This is a genomic window from Pseudomonas sp. RC3H12, from assembly GCF_018596375.1.
Classification (GTDB): Bacteria; Pseudomonadota; Gammaproteobacteria; order Pseudomonadales; family Pseudomonadaceae; genus Aquipseudomonas.
The window spans coordinates 2,873,804-2,886,694 of record NZ_CP075595.1 but is presented as its reverse complement, the minus strand read 5'-3'; the positions used below and the strand labels follow the sequence as shown (position 1 = coordinate 2,886,694).

Annotated in this window: 13 protein-coding genes; 7 read left to right on the top strand and 6 right to left on the bottom strand. The window is 65.1% G+C overall.

What is annotated here, in order from left to right; genetic code table 11:
* Positions 1-2: 2 nt before the first annotated feature.
* Both KHO27_RS13145 and KHO27_RS13140 read right to left on the bottom strand, forming a co-directional pair.
* Positions 3-2,510 carry an ABC transporter permease gene (locus KHO27_RS13145; RefSeq protein ID WP_214500343.1) on the bottom strand — a complete coding sequence of 836 codons (2,508 nt, stop codon included), beginning with the start codon at positions 2,508-2,510 and terminating at the stop codon, positions 3-5.
* Positions 2,510-3,193, bottom strand: a complete 684-nt coding sequence (locus KHO27_RS13140) for an ABC transporter ATP-binding protein (protein ID WP_110700931.1) — start codon at positions 3,191-3,193, stop codon at positions 2,510-2,512. The genes KHO27_RS13145 and KHO27_RS13140 overlap by 1 nt, the downstream gene beginning before the upstream one ends.
* Positions 3,194-3,203: 10 nt before the next feature.
* Here KHO27_RS13140 and KHO27_RS13135 point away from each other — a divergent pair, with 10 nt between their 5' ends.
* From KHO27_RS13135 to KHO27_RS13125, 3 genes are all read left to right on the top strand, one after another.
* Positions 3,204-3,809, top strand: coding sequence for an arylesterase (locus KHO27_RS13135; RefSeq protein ID WP_178082047.1), 606 nt, complete (start codon positions 3,204-3,206; stop codon positions 3,807-3,809).
* Between the two features lie 58 nt (positions 3,810-3,867).
* A complete protein-coding gene (locus KHO27_RS13130) occupies positions 3,868-4,149 on the top strand; it encodes a hypothetical protein (RefSeq protein ID WP_102683256.1) in 282 nt (93 codons plus the stop codon).
* A 95-nt stretch (positions 4,150-4,244) separates the two neighbouring features.
* On the top strand, positions 4,245-5,219 hold the full coding sequence (locus tag KHO27_RS13125; RefSeq protein ID WP_046854905.1) for a L,D-transpeptidase family protein: 975 nt from the start codon (positions 4,245-4,247) through the stop codon (positions 5,217-5,219).
* Between the two features lie 247 nt (positions 5,220-5,466).
* Here the strand turns inward: KHO27_RS13125 and oprI are convergent, their stop codons facing one another.
* On the bottom strand, positions 5,467-5,718 hold the full coding sequence (oprI, locus tag KHO27_RS13120; RefSeq protein ID WP_003259780.1) for an outer membrane lipoprotei OprI: 252 nt from the start codon (positions 5,716-5,718) through the stop codon (positions 5,467-5,469).
* 490 nt (positions 5,719-6,208) lie between these two features.
* Here oprI and KHO27_RS13115 point away from each other — a divergent pair, with 490 nt between their 5' ends.
* Complete coding sequence (locus KHO27_RS13115) at positions 6,209-6,490, top strand: GNAT family N-acetyltransferase (RefSeq protein ID WP_031315036.1); 282 nt, start codon at positions 6,209-6,211, stop codon at positions 6,488-6,490.
* A gap of 62 nt (positions 6,491-6,552) precedes the next feature.
* On the opposite strand, the gene KHO27_RS13110 is transcribed toward KHO27_RS13115, so the two are convergent.
* Complete coding sequence (locus KHO27_RS13110) at positions 6,553-7,629, bottom strand: 3-deoxy-7-phosphoheptulonate synthase (RefSeq protein ID WP_011533136.1); 1,077 nt, start codon at positions 7,627-7,629, stop codon at positions 6,553-6,555.
* A gap of 259 nt (positions 7,630-7,888) precedes the next feature.
* On the opposite strand from KHO27_RS13110, the gene KHO27_RS13105 reads away from it, so the two are divergent.
* The 3 genes from KHO27_RS13105 (at position 7,889) to cysB (ending at position 10,545) form a co-directional block, all read left to right on the top strand.
* Complete coding sequence (locus KHO27_RS13105) at positions 7,889-8,851, top strand: putative 2-dehydropantoate 2-reductase (protein WP_214501946.1); 963 nt, start codon at positions 7,889-7,891, stop codon at positions 8,849-8,851.
* A 95-nt stretch (positions 8,852-8,946) separates the two neighbouring features.
* Positions 8,947-9,444 (top strand): universal stress protein, encoded by a 498-nt coding sequence (locus KHO27_RS13100; protein WP_046854907.1) that lies wholly within the window; start codon positions 8,947-8,949, stop codon positions 9,442-9,444.
* Positions 9,445-9,570: 126 nt separating this feature from the next.
* Entirely contained in the window at positions 9,571-10,545 is a 975-nt protein-coding gene (gene cysB / locus KHO27_RS13095; RefSeq protein ID WP_011533140.1) for an HTH-type transcriptional regulator CysB, read from the top strand.
* A 37-nt stretch (positions 10,546-10,582) separates the two neighbouring features.
* Here the strand turns inward: cysB and KHO27_RS13090 are convergent, their stop codons facing one another.
* Together KHO27_RS13090 and pabB are read right to left on the bottom strand one after the other, a co-directional pair.
* Complete coding sequence (locus tag KHO27_RS13090) at positions 10,583-11,317, bottom strand: phosphoadenylyl-sulfate reductase (protein WP_110700924.1); 735 nt, start codon at positions 11,315-11,317, stop codon at positions 10,583-10,585.
* A gap of 113 nt (positions 11,318-11,430) precedes the next feature.
* Positions 11,431-12,774 carry an aminodeoxychorismate synthase component I gene (pabB, locus tag KHO27_RS13085; protein ID WP_214501945.1) on the bottom strand — a complete coding sequence of 448 codons (1,344 nt, stop codon included), beginning with the start codon at positions 12,772-12,774 and terminating at the stop codon, positions 11,431-11,433.
* Positions 12,775-12,891: the final 117 nt, after the last annotated feature.

The following is a 12,891-nucleotide window of genomic DNA, read 5'->3' as shown; positions in this document are numbered from 1 at the left end:
GCTCAACCCTCGCGCAGCACGGTCAGCGGGCTGCTGTTCAGTGCCCGCCGGGTGCCATAGCCACCGGCGGCGCCGATCAGCAGCGCGCCCAGCAGCGGCAGCAGGAGCAGCGCTGGGTGCGGCGCCCAGGCCAGGTCGAAGGCATGGCGGTATAGGCCGAAGGTGATCAGCTCGCAGCCGAGTGCCGCGAGCAGGCCGCTGGCGGCGCCGAGCAGGCCGAACTCGATGCGTCGTGCCTTTACCAGCAGCGGGCGTGCCGCTCCCAGGGCCCGCAGCAGGGCACCTTGGCGGATGCGTTCGTCGAGGGTCGCCTGCAGGCCGGCAAACAGTACCGCCAGCCCCGCAGCCAGCACGAACAACAGCACGTACTCCACCGCCAGGGTGACTTGGGCGAGGATGCTGCGCAGCTGGGCGAGCAGCGCATCGACCTGCAGCACGGTCACTGCCGGGAACGCCCGGGACAGCGCGACGATTTCCTGGTCGTGGCCCGGCGCCAGGTAGAAGCTGGTGAGGTAGGTGGTGGGCAGGCCTTGCAAGGTGCCCGGCTGGAAGATCATGTAGAAGTTTGGCTGGAAGCTGTCCCAATGCACGCTGCGCAGGCTGCTGACCCGGGCCTGGCGTTGCTGGCCGCCGATGTCGAAGGTCAGCAGGTCGCCCAGTTGCAGGTGCAGGCTCTGCGCCAGCTCCGCCTCCACGGAAACCCCGGGGGCTTCATCGTTGGCGGGTGCCTGCTGCCACCATTGGCCGGCGCTCAGGGCATTGCCCTGGGGCAGCTCGGCGGCCCAGGTCAGGCTGAGGTCGCGCTGGATGGCGCGCTCGCCAGTGGATTCCTTGCTGACCAGCTGGCGCACCGGCTGCTCGTTGATATGGGTCAGGCGGCCGGGAATCACCGGGTACAGCGGCGCGGCGGTGGCGTTGATCTGGGCCAGGCGCTCGGCGAACGGCTGGCGCTCGTCGGGCAGGATGTTCAGGGCGAAATGATTGGGCGCGTCCTTGGGCAACTGCGCCTGCCAGGTGTCGAGCAGTTCCGCCCGCAGCAGGGCGACCAGGCCCATTGCTAGGAGGATCAGGCCGAAGGCCAGGGCCTGGCCGGCGGCGGCCAGCGGGTGACGCAGCAACTGCCCGAGCCCCAACCGCCAGGCCAGCGGCGCGCCGGCCAGCAGCCGGCGCAGGCTGCGCAGGCCGAGCAACAGTAACCCCCCCAGCAGCAAGGCGGCGATCAGCCCGCCGCCGAGCAGGGCGAAGGTCAGCAGCAAGTCCAGGCTCAGGCGCCACATGATCAGGCCCAGGGCGAGCAGTGCGGCGCCGTACACCAACCAGCTGCTCGGTGGCAGTGGCAATAGGTCGCGGCGCAGGACCCGTAGCGGCGGCACGCGACCCAGGGCTGCCAGGGGCGGCAAGGCGAAGCCGGCCAGGGCTACCAATCCGGTGCCGATGCCGGCCAGCGCCGGGGTGAGTCCACCGGGCGGCACCTGGCTGGGCAGCAGGCCTTCGAGCAGGCGGAACAACCCCAGCTGGGCGATCCAGCCGAGCAGTGCGCCGATGACTGCAGCGGCGACACCGAGCATTGCCAGTTGCAGGCTGTAAAGGCCAAGGGCCTGGTGCCGGGACAGGCCCAGGCAGCGCAGCAGAGCACTGGCATCCAGGCGCCGCGCGGCGTAGCGGCTGGCCGACAAGGCCACGGCGACGCCGGCCAGCAGCACCGCCACCAGGCTCGCCATGTTCAGGTAACGCTCGGCCTTGCCCAGTGCGCCCCCGATCTGCCGGTTACCATCGCGGGTGTCGAGCAGGCGCTGGTTGGCGGCCAGGCTTTTTTCCGCCGCCTGCCGGTATGTTTGCAAGGCGTCGATATCACCGCGCCACAGGTCGCGGTAGCTGACCCGGCTGCCCGGCTGGATGACGCCAGTGGCGTCCAGGTCGGCGAGGTTCATCAGCACCCGAGGGGTCAGGCTGTAGAAGTTGCCGGCGCGGTCGGGCTCGTAGGTCAGCACGCGGCTCATGCGCAGGGTCTTCATGCCGACGTCGATGCTGTCGCCGATGGCCAGGCCGAGCGCCGCGAGCAGGCGCGGTTCGACCCAGGCCTCTCCCGGCGCCGGGCCGCCACCGGGCGTCTCTGCGGTATAGGGCGCCGGGGCGCTGCGCAATTGGCCGCGCAGCGGGTAGGCGGAGTCGGCCGCCTTGATGCTGGAAAGCTGGATGCCGCTGTCGCCGCCAACCACGCTGGTGAACTCCACCACCCGCGCATGACGCAGGCCCAGCGCGGTGCCGCTGGCGATCTGCTGCGCGGCGGGTGGGGCACTGCCCTGCAGGACCAGGTCGGCGCCGAGGAACTCGCTGGCGCGCAACTGCATGGCGCCGTTCAGGCGAGCGCCGAAGTAGCCGATGGCGGTGCTGGCCGCCACCGCAACCAGCAGGGCGAAGAACAGCACGCGGACTTCGCTGGCGCGCGCGTCACGCAGCAACTGGCGCAGAGCAAGGGTGCACAGGCGTGGGAACGATAGGCGGGTCATCAGGGCTCCAGGGGCGTCACCAGGCGTCCGGCATCCAGGCGGATCAGGCGGCGGCAGCGCTTGGCCAGGCGTTCGTCGTGGGTTACCAGCACCAGTGTCGTGCCGCGCTCCTGGTTCAGTTCGAACAAGAGGTCGCTGATGCGCTCGCCGGTGTGGCTGTCGAGGTTGCCGGTGGGCTCGTCGGCGAACAGCACGGCCGGTTGCGCGGCGAAGGCGCGGGCGATCGCCACCCGCTGCTGCTCGCCGCCGGAGAGCTGGCGCGGCGTGTGGCTCAGGCGTTTGCCCAGGCCGACCCGCTCGAGCAGATCGCGAGCGTGCTCGCGGGCATCGCGGCGACCGTCGAGCTCCAGCGGCAGCATGACGTTCTCCAGGGCGTTGAGGCTGTCGAGCAGTTGGAACGACTGGAACACGAAGCCGACGTGCTCGGCGCGCACCCGGGCGCGCTGGTCCTCGTCGAGGGGGCCGAGGTCGTGTCCGGCCAGTATCACCTTGCCGGCACTCGGCCGGTCGAGCCCGGCGAGCAGGCCCAACAGCGTGGACTTGCCGGAACCGGAGGCACCGACGATGGCCAGGCTGTCGCCTTGGGCGAGGTCGAGGGAGAGGGCGTGGAGGATGGTCAGGTCGCCTTCCGCGCTGGGGACCACTTTGCTAAGGTTCTGCGCAACGAGAATGCTGGGGCTCATGGAGAATCCGATGCGAATGTGGTGGTTGAGTGCCGGTCTGGCCCTGTGTTGCCTGGCCCAGGGCGCGGCGGCGGGAACATTGCTGGTCGTGGGCGATAGTATCAGCGCCGGTTTTGGCCTGGATACCCGTCAGGGTTGGGTCAACCTGCTGCAACAGCAACTGCGCAAGGAGGGTTTTGACGACCAGGTGGTCAATGCCTCCATCAGCGGCGACACCAGCGCGGGCGGCCAGGCGCGGCTGTCGGCGCTGCTTGCAGCGCACAAGCCGGACCTGGTGGTGCTGGAGTTAGGTGGCAACGATGGCCTGCGCGGGCAGCCACCGCAGCAATTGCAACAGAATCTTGCGGCAATGATCGACCAGTCCCGCGATGCGGGGGCCAAGGTCGTGCTGCTGGGCATGCGCCTGCCCCCCAACTACGGTGTGCGCTACACCACGGCGTTCGCCCAGGTCTACGAGCAACTGGCCAAGGAGAAAAAGGTGCCGCTGGTGCCGTTTTTCCTCGAAGGCGTGGGCGGGGTGCCGGAGCTGATGCAGGCCGATGGCATCCACCCTGCAGCCGCCGCCCAGCAGCGCTTGCTGGAAAATGCCTGGCCGGCGATAAAACCCTTGCTGTGATGCTTTTATCGGGGGCCGCTTTCGGCTAATGTTGCGCCCCCCGTTTCGAGTGCCCCCGATGCCGCGCCCTGCCTGGTCCCTGTACGCCTACCAACTGATCGAGCCCGACGAGCAGCTCGACCTGTTTGCCTGCCAGGAAGTGCGCATCCACCTCGCCGCCCGCCAGCTCGAGCTCGGCGTGCCTGTCGACCGCACCTTGTGCGGTGGCCTGCTGCCCGCGCAGCCGCGCTGGTCGAGTGTCGAGCGGGCCATCTACCGTGACGAGCGCCTGTGTGAGTTGTGCAAGGCAATCCTCGATGCCCAGCGGCGTGGCATGCGCCCGGTGTGGCCGGAACTCTGAGCGCCTTTCATCATCTGAAAGGCTTGCGCCTCCCGCTTGTTTCGGCGCGGGTGTACAATCGATTCCCTTGACTGACCTTTCGAAGGATTTCCCGGATGTTGCCGCGCTTTCCCGCCGTCACCCGTAGCCTGACCCTGGCCGCCTTGCTGGCGACAGGCCCCGCTGTTGCGCTGGAACTGCCGTTGCCACCCCCCGGTGAGGACGTCGTCGGCCAGGTCCACACCATCCAGGCCAAGTACGAAGACACTTTCGCCGATATCGGCACCGCCAACGACCTGGGCTACCTGGAGATGATCGCCGCCAACCCCGGCGTCGACCCATGGCTGCCGGGCGCCGGTACCGAGATCATCCTGCCGACCCGCTACATCCTGCCGCCAGGGCCGCGCGAAGGCATTGTCATCAACCTGGCCGAGTACCGCCTCTACTACTACCCGAAAGGGCAGAACGTGGTGCATACCTTCCCGCTGGGTATTGGTCGCGAGGGTTGGGGGTCGCCGATCGCGAACACCAAGATCACCGCCAAGACGCCTAATCCGACCTGGACCCCGCCGGCCTCGATCCGTGCCGAGCACGCCGCCGATGGCGACATCCTGCCGACCGTGGTGCCGGCCGGGCCGGACAACCCGCTGGGGCCGTTCAAGTTCACCCTTGGGGTGCCGGGCTACCTGATCCATGGCTCGAACAAGAAGTTCGGTATCGGCATGCGCACCAGCCACGGCTGCTTCCGCATGCTCAACAACAATGTGCTGACGCTGTCGAAGATGGTCCCGGTGGGCACGCCGGTACGCATTATCAACGAGCCGTACAAGTTCGGTATCAGTGCTGGCAAAGTCTATCTGGAAGCCCACACGCCGCTGGACGATCACGGCAATCCGTCGGTGGTCGACAAGCACACCGCCGTCATCAACGCGCTGCTCAAGCGTGAAGACCTGGCCAACAACTTGCGCATGAACTGGGACATGGTTCGCGATGTGGTCGCTGCCGAAGATGGCATGCCGGTCGAGATCGCCGTGCCCACCAATGGTGCAAGCGCGCCGATGGTGTCGAGCATTCCACCGGAATTGCAGTAAGCGATTGCCCACGGGTAACTAACTAGCAGTGCACTTTTCGTACAATCCTAGTGGCCGCCTTGCGGCCCATCGCGGGAAAAGCCCGCTCCTACAGGTATGCGTGCGTTGCGCTGTAGGAGTGGGCTTGCCCTAGCGATGGGGCGCAAAGCGGCCCCTGTTGTTTGGCCTTGCAGCAACAGGCTTTCTTCGAGGCAATAAAAAAGCCGACCCACAAGTGGGTCGGCTCCATAACAATCCGTGAGGATTATTACTTGCGGCTGGCTTTGTCCAGCATACGCAGAGCGCGCTCGTTGGCTTCGTCAGCGGTCTGCTGAGCCTTCTGAGCGGCTGCCAGAGCGTCGTCAGCTTTGCGGTAGGCTTCGTCTGCACGAGCCTGGGCGCGAGCTGCTGCGTCTTCGGTAGCAGTCAGGCGAGCTTCGGTTTCTTTGGATACGCTGCTGCAACCGGTAGCCAGAACTGCGGCCAGAGCCAGAGCAGAGAATTTCAGAACGTTGTTCATCGTGTTCCCCTTCAAGGACTTTCTATTAAATAGCCATCTCTCGGAAAAGAGAAACTGGCCGGCGTACATAGTACCCATTACTTGTAGTAAGTAAACTGACTGAGCGCAAGAACTGCAAAAAAAATGCTGCCAAGGCCTCCGGCGACGGGGTTTGTAAACGAACTGTGAAAACCCCGGGCAGCGTTCGCAAGCGATTGTAGTACAGGAACTTTTTTGTTGAACTAAGGGTGACTTTAACTGTCCTTCAGCGTCATAGCCCTACAACATCCGGTTGCTGTTGCCAGGCGGTGCAGACGTTGCTGTCAGCATTTTCATTCAGGGCAGCTTGAGCATTCTTGCTGGCGCCGCCTACTATTTGAGGGTGCCATCGGCGCAGAACGATCCAAACCGTGCTGCTGTCCAAGGGGCACAGGTGGCGTGGAGGTTCCTCCGCCGGATAAACCACATCGGTAAGGTAAGGGTCTGCCGACAAGACCTGCGAGGAGTAGTGATGAGCGAAACGCTGACCATCCACCATGACCAGGCCGGTCATCAGTTCGAGACCACCGTGGACGGTCACCGGGCGTACCTGACGTACATGGACCTGGGCAAGCAGACGCTGGACATCTATCGCACCTTCGTTCCCAACGCCCTGCGCGGGCGTGGGATTGCCGCCGCGCTGACCGAAAAGGCCCTGGAGTACGCCGAGCAGATGGGCTATACGGTCATCCCGTCGTGCTCTTATGTCGAGCGCTACATGGAGCGCCAGCAGCGTCATTCGAGCAAGGCCTGACCTGGCAGCGCGCACACATGAAAACGCCGGGCATTGCCCGGCGTTTTCGTTTGCGCGATTTCTCAGCCGCGCTGACGCTTGGGCAGCACATCCTTGAGCTTGGCGTGCATGCTGCGCAGGGTCTTCTCGGTGGCGGCCCAGTCGATGCAGGCGTCGGTGACCGATACGCCATACTGCAGCTCGTCGAGGTTCTTCGGAATGGCCTGGCAGCCCCAGTTCAGGTGACTCTCGACCATCAGGCCGATGATCGACTGGTTGCCTTCGAGGATCTGGTTGGCCACGTTCTCCATGACCAGTGGCTGCAGGGCCGGATCCTTGTTGGAGTTGGCGTGGCTGCAGTCGACCATGATGTTCGGCTTGATCTTCGCCTTGGCCAGGTCCTGTTCGCACAGGGCGACACTCACCGAGTCATAGTTGGGCTTGCCGTTGCCGCCGCGCAGCACCACGTGGCCGTAGGCGTTGCCCTTGGTGGTGACGATGGACACCCCACCTTCCTGGTTGATACCCAGGAAGCGGTGCGGCTTGGACACCGACTGCAGGGCGTTGATCGCCACGGTCAGGCCGCCATCGGTACCGTTCTTGAAGCCGACCGCCGAGGACAGGCCGGAGGCCATCTCGCGGTGGGTCTGGGATTCGGTGGTGCGGGCGCCGATGGCCGACCAGCTGATCAGGTCCTGCAGGTACTGCGGGGAGATCGGGTCGAGCGCTTCAGTGGCGGTGGGCAGGCCCTTCTCGGCCAGGTCCAGCAGCAACTGGCGGCCGATGTGCAGGCCGTCCTGGATCTTGAACGAGTCATCGAGGTACGGGTCGTTGATCAGGCCTTTCCAGCCGACGGTGGTGCGTGGCTTCTCGAAGTACACGCGCATGACCAGGTACAGGGTGTCGGAAACTTCCTCGGCCAATACCTTCAGGCGCTCGGCGTACTCGTGGGCGGCCTTGATGTCGTGGATCGAGCACGGGCCGACCACCACGAACAGGCGATGGTCCTTGCCGTCGAGGATATTGCGCACCACTTCACGGCCGGCAGTCACGGTCTGCAGGGCCTTGGCGCTGAGGGGGATTTCCTTCTTGAGCTGATCAGGGGTGATCAAGGTCTCGTTGGAGGCAACGTTAAGGTCATCGATCGGTAAATCAGCCATCGTGTTACTCGTCAGGTCACGGGTGCCGGCCGCCAGCAATCCCCGTGCGGCCCAGCAGCAGATTGTTCGCAGCGGGGAGGCCGAACCTTAGCGCGTTAGCGGGGGCGCGACAATGGGCTGGGCCCCGTCGATACGGGGTTTTTGCCCGCCAAGCGGCATTTGGGCGCGAGCTTGCGGCCTGGCGGGACGGTTTCACCGTGGCAGCAACACCTGCGTATAGTGCTGACCCATAACAATGACTCTTGATCAGGAGCACGGCATGGCGTCCCTCGACCCTCAGGTTGGCAATCCCCGTATCGGCATCATTGGCAGCGGCGCAATCGGTGGCTTCTATGGCCTGATGCTCGCCCGCGCCGGCTTCGACGTGCACTTTCTGTTGCGCAGTGAATACCAGGCCGTGCATGAACAGGGGCTGCAGCTCGACAGCGCTGTGCATGGCCAGGTGCGCATGCCCGTGCAGGCCTACGCCTCTGCCGCCGACATGCCGCTTTGCGACTGGCTGCTGGTGGGGGCCAAGGCCACCAGCAATGCCGAGCTGGCGCCCTTGATCGTGCAAGCCGCAGCGCCGCAGGCCAGGGTGGTATTGCTGCAGAATGGCCTTGGGGTCGAGGAGCAACTGCGCCCGGCCTTGCGCCCGGACATGCACCTGCTGGGCGGGCTGTGCTTCATCTGTGTCAACCGCGAGCGCCCCGGTGTGATTCGTCACCAGTCGTTGGGCGCGGTGAACCTGGGCTATCACAGTGGGCCCGCACAAGATGATGCAGCGGTCGTGGTGGAGGAGGGCGCGGCGCTGTTCCGGGCCGCGGGCATCGACTCCCAGGCCATGGCCGACCTCGACCAGGCGCGTTGGCAGAAGTTGGTGTGGAATGTGCCCTACAACGGCCTTTCGGTGCTGCTGCAGGCCAGCACCACACCCCTGATGGGCGATGCCGACAGCCGTGCGCTGATCCAGGCTCTGATGGCGGAAGTGGTGGCCGGCGCCAGGGCCTGTGGCCTTGAGTTGCCGCAAGGCTATGCCGAACACCTGTTCCGGGTTACCGAGAAAATGCCGGACTATTGGCCAAGCATGTACCACGACCATGCCTTGCAGCGGCCGCTGGAGCTGCAGGCGATCTACGCCGAGCCCTTGGCCCGCGCACGCGCGGCGGGGTGCGAGTTGTCGCGCATGGAGGCGTTGTACCAGGCACTGGCGTTTCTTGACCGGCGTAACCGGCAGGCCTGAAAGCCGCAGCGGCTGTGCGCCGGACGGCCAGGCGACGGCCCATGGCGCTGCTAAGCTCAAGCTTGCTCTGCCGAAGCGGCAGTCGAGGAGGTCGAATGATCCGTTCCATGCTGTTCGCTACAGACCTCGGTGTTTACGCGCCCTTCGTCATGCAGCACGCCTTGGCCCTGGCGCGGACCTTCAACGCGGAGCTGTATGTGATCCATGCCGTGGAGCCGATGGGCCAGTTCGCCGAATCCTTGCTGCAGAGCTACCTCGATGAGCAGACCCTCGATGCATTGCACAGTGAAGGCGTGACGACGGTCATGGCCAATATCGAGCAGCGGGTGCTGGAAAACTTTCGCGAGGAACTGGGCGAGGTCGCCGATCTGGCGCTGATCCGTGCGGTACGGGTGCGTCAAGGCGACCCGGCGCAGGTGATCCTCGAGCAGGCCCAGCGCCTGGCGGTCGACCTGCTGATCTTCGGCAGCCACAGCGCGGGGGCCGGGGTGGACGTGCCGATCGGTCGCACGGCGGTGCGGCTGCTGCAATTGTCGCCAGTGCCGGTGTACATGGTGCCGTTGGCCCAGCATCTTGGGCGTAGGAAAGTGTGAGTCTGGTGGTAGGGTTTTTCCTGCGAACGTAACAAAATAGTTCTAGATTTATTTCTCTAGCCACTAATATAGTTATAACTCGTCGCTGCCGGCGCGCCGGTGACCTACCGCCTTTGAGGGATATCTATGAAGCTTCAGCAACTGCGCTACATCTGGGAAGTGGCGCACCATGACCTCAACGTTTCCGCGACGGCGCAGAGCCTGTACACCTCCCAGCCCGGGATCAGCAAGCAGATCCGCCTGCTCGAGGACGAGCTGGGCGTCGAAGTCTTCGCCCGCAGTGGCAAGCACCTGACCCGCGTAACCCCGGCGGGCGAGCGCATCATCAATACTGCCGGTGAGATCCTGCGCAAGGTCGAGAGCATCAAGCAGATCGCCCAGGAATTCTCCAACGAGAAAAAGGGCACCCTGTCGATCGCCACCACCCACACCCAGGCGCGCTATGCGCTGCCGCCGGTGATCAGCAATTTCATCAAGCAATACCCGGAAGTCGCCCTGCACATGCACCAGGGCTCGCCCATGCAGATCGCCGAGATGGCAGCTGACGGCACCGTCGATTTCGCCATCGCCACCGAGGCGCTGGAGCTGTTCGGCGACCTGATCATGATGCCGTGCTACAAGTGGAACCGTTGCGTGGTAGTGCCTCAGGGACACCCGCTGACCAAGCTGCCGAAGCTGACCCTGGAGGCGGTGGCCGAGTACCCGATCGTCACCTATGTATTCGGCTTCACTGGCCGTTCCAAGCTCGACGAGGCGTTCAACCACCGTGGCCTGACGCCGAAGGTGGTGTTCACCGCGGCCGACGCCGACGTGATCAAGACTTATGTACGGCTGGGCCTGGGCGTGGGTATCGTCGCCAAGATGGCGGTGGACCCGAAGCTAGACAGCGACTTGGTGTGCCTGGATGCCAGCGAGTTGTTCGAGGCCAGCATCACCAAGATCGGCTTCCGTCGCGGCACCTTCCTGCGTGGCTTCATGTGCGACTTCATCGAGAAGTTCGCGCCGCACCTGACCCGTGAGGTGATGGCCAAGGCGATCCAGTGCCATAACAAGCAGGAACTCGAAGAGCTGTTCGAGGGTGTCGAGCTGCCGGTGCACTGACCTGAAATAACTGGGGCCGCTTTGCGGCCCCAGTCGTTTATGCCTTGCTGATCAGGTTGCCCGCGTGCAACCCGCATTCCTTCTGGGTCGACTCCTCCCACCACCAACGTCCCTCGCGCTCATGCTGGTTCGGCAGCACCGGCCGGGTGCACGGCTCGCAACCAATGCTGATGAAGCCACGCTCGTGCAGGCTGTTGTAGGGTAGTTCGAGCATGCGGATGTAGCCCCAGACTTCCTCGCTGGTCATCTGCGCCAATGGGTTGAACTTGTACAGGGGGCGTTCGGGAGTTGAGAAGGCGCTGTCGATCTCCAGAGCCGCTACCTGGCTGCGGGTGCCGGGGCTCTGGTCGCGACGCTGGCCGGTGGCCCAGGCGCTGACGGTGGCCAGCTTGCGGCGCAGCGGTTCGATCTTGCGGATGCCGCAGCACTCGCCGTGGCCGTCCTTGTAGAAGCTGAACAGGCCCTTTTCCTTGACGAACGGGTCGAGCTTGGCGCGGTCCGGGCTGAGTATTTCGATCGGCAGGTTGTACTGCTCGCGCACCTGGTCGATGAAACGGTAGGTTTCCGGGTGCAGACGACCGGTATCGAGGCTGAACACCTTGACCTGCTTGTTCAGTTTCCAGGCCATGTCCACCAGCACCACATCCTCGGCGCCACTGAAGGAGATCCACAGGTCGTCGCCGAAGTGTTCGAAGGCGAGCTTGAGGATCTCCTGCGGGGACTTGCTGGCGTAGGTCGCGGCCAGGGCGGCGACGTCGAAGGGTTGGCTCATCAGGCGGTTTCCATCGGGTGAGTGGCGCTGTGCGCTCGTAGTGTTCAGATGGTAACAAAAAATGGCGGGGCAGACGCCTGGCGAACGCGGGGCAGGTTCGCTCCCGCGGAGTTTTACAAGGCTTGCAGCGTTTCCATCAGCACGCGCACCTTGGCGATCGACTCTTCGTATTCGGCCTGCCAATCCGAATCGGCTACCACCGCGCCGCCGCCCCAGCAACTGACCTGGCCGTCCTTGACCAGCAGGCTGCGGATGGCGATCGAGCTGTCCATCTCGCCGCGCACGTCGAGGTACAGCAGAGAGCCGCAGTACAGCGCCCGGCGCGTCGGCTCCAGCTCGTCGATGATCTGCATGGCGCGGATCTTCGGGGCGCCGGTGATCGAGCCGCCGGGGAAGCTGCCGGCGATCAGGTCCAGGGCGTCCTTGCCGGCGGCCAGCTGGCCGACCACGCTGCTGACCAGGTGATGGACGTTGGGGTAGCTCTCCAGGCTGAACAGCTCCGGTACCTTCACCGAGCCGGTCTGGCAGGTACGGCCGATATCGTTGCGCAGCAGGTCGACGATCATCAGGTTTTCCGAGCGGTCCTTGGGGCTGGCCAACAGCTCGGCGGCATTGCGGGCGTCCTCGGCCGGATCGGCGGCGCGTGGGCGGGTGCCCTTGATCGGGCGGGTCTCGACCTCGCCCTGGCTGACACGGATGAAACGCTCGGGCGAGAAGCTCAGCAGCACCGTGCCTTCATCCAGCTGCTGGTAGCCGGAGAAAGGCGTCGGGCAGGCGGCGCGCAGGGCTTGGTAGGCGCGCCATGGGTCGCCCTGGCAGGGGGCGCGGAAGCGCTGGGTGAGGTTGATCTGGTAGCAGTCACCGGCCTGGATGTAGCGCTGCACCTGGTCGAACGCCGCCCGGTACTGCTCGGGGCGAAGGTCGCCGGTCATGGGCGCTAGCAGGTGGAAGTCACCGCTATCGCCCGGGGTGCTGGCCTCGAACAACGCGATGAGCCGTTGCCGTTCGTCCTCGGGCAGGCGCGGGTGGAACACCAGCTGGCTGCTGCACAGCCGATGGTCGGACACCAGTGCCCAGGCATACAGCCCCAGCCGGGCGTCGGACAGGCCGAGGTCGTCGACCGCGTATGTCGGCAATTGCTCCAGGCGCCGGCCAAAGTCGTAGCTCAGGTAGCCGATCAGGCCGCCGGCGAAGGGCAGCTCGATGCCCTCGGGCAGTTGCGCTTCCCCAAGGTCCGCCAGTCCCTGGCGCAGGCGTTGCAGGTAAGCCTGGCCGTCTTCATCGCTGCGTGCCTGCAGCTGTTGCAGGGGCCAGGCGCTGAGCAGATCGTAGCGACCGCGTTCGGCCCCCGGACGGGCGCTGTCGAGCAGGATCGCGCCGGGCGCGCGGCGCAGGCGTTCGAAGTAGAAGGCGGGGTCGGGCTGGTAGGGCAGGGGGTGTAGCGTACAGGTCGGCATCAGAGTGGACGGCGATGAAAAAGCGAGGAGGGCGATTGTAGACCTGTGGGGGGGATGCGCCTAGCGCTGGCAGCGACATTTAGATGTTGCGCAAAGACAGGGGTCGTGGGAGCGGGC

Bases quoted from the DNA above. Each gene is read 5' to 3' on its own strand.
- KHO27_RS13145 (WP_214500343.1), bottom strand. From the start codon at position 2,510: ATGACCCGCCTATCGTTCCCACGCCTGTGCACCCTTGCTCTGCGCCAG.
- KHO27_RS13140 (WP_110700931.1), bottom strand. From the start codon at position 3,193: ATGAGCCCCAGCATTCTCGTTGCGCAGAACCTTAGCAAAGTGGTCCCC.
- KHO27_RS13135 (WP_178082047.1), top strand. From the start codon at position 3,204: ATGCGAATGTGGTGGTTGAGTGCCGGTCTGGCCCTGTGTTGCCTGGCC.
- KHO27_RS13130 (WP_102683256.1), top strand. From the start codon at position 3,868: ATGCCGCGCCCTGCCTGGTCCCTGTACGCCTACCAACTGATCGAGCCC.
- KHO27_RS13125 (WP_046854905.1), top strand. From the start codon at position 4,245: ATGTTGCCGCGCTTTCCCGCCGTCACCCGTAGCCTGACCCTGGCCGCC.
- oprI (WP_003259780.1), bottom strand. From the start codon at position 5,718: ATGAACAACGTTCTGAAATTCTCTGCTCTGGCTCTGGCCGCAGTTCTG.
- KHO27_RS13115 (WP_031315036.1), top strand. From the start codon at position 6,209: ATGAGCGAAACGCTGACCATCCACCATGACCAGGCCGGTCATCAGTTC.
- KHO27_RS13110 (WP_011533136.1), bottom strand. From the start codon at position 7,629: ATGGCTGATTTACCGATCGATGACCTTAACGTTGCCTCCAACGAGACC.
- KHO27_RS13105 (WP_214501946.1), top strand. From the start codon at position 7,889: ATGGCGTCCCTCGACCCTCAGGTTGGCAATCCCCGTATCGGCATCATT.
- KHO27_RS13100 (WP_046854907.1), top strand. From the start codon at position 8,947: ATGATCCGTTCCATGCTGTTCGCTACAGACCTCGGTGTTTACGCGCCC.
- cysB (WP_011533140.1), top strand. From the start codon at position 9,571: ATGAAGCTTCAGCAACTGCGCTACATCTGGGAAGTGGCGCACCATGAC.
- KHO27_RS13090 (WP_110700924.1), bottom strand. From the start codon at position 11,317: ATGAGCCAACCCTTCGACGTCGCCGCCCTGGCCGCGACCTACGCCAGC.
- pabB (WP_214501945.1), bottom strand. From the start codon at position 12,774: ATGCCGACCTGTACGCTACACCCCCTGCCCTACCAGCCCGACCCCGCC.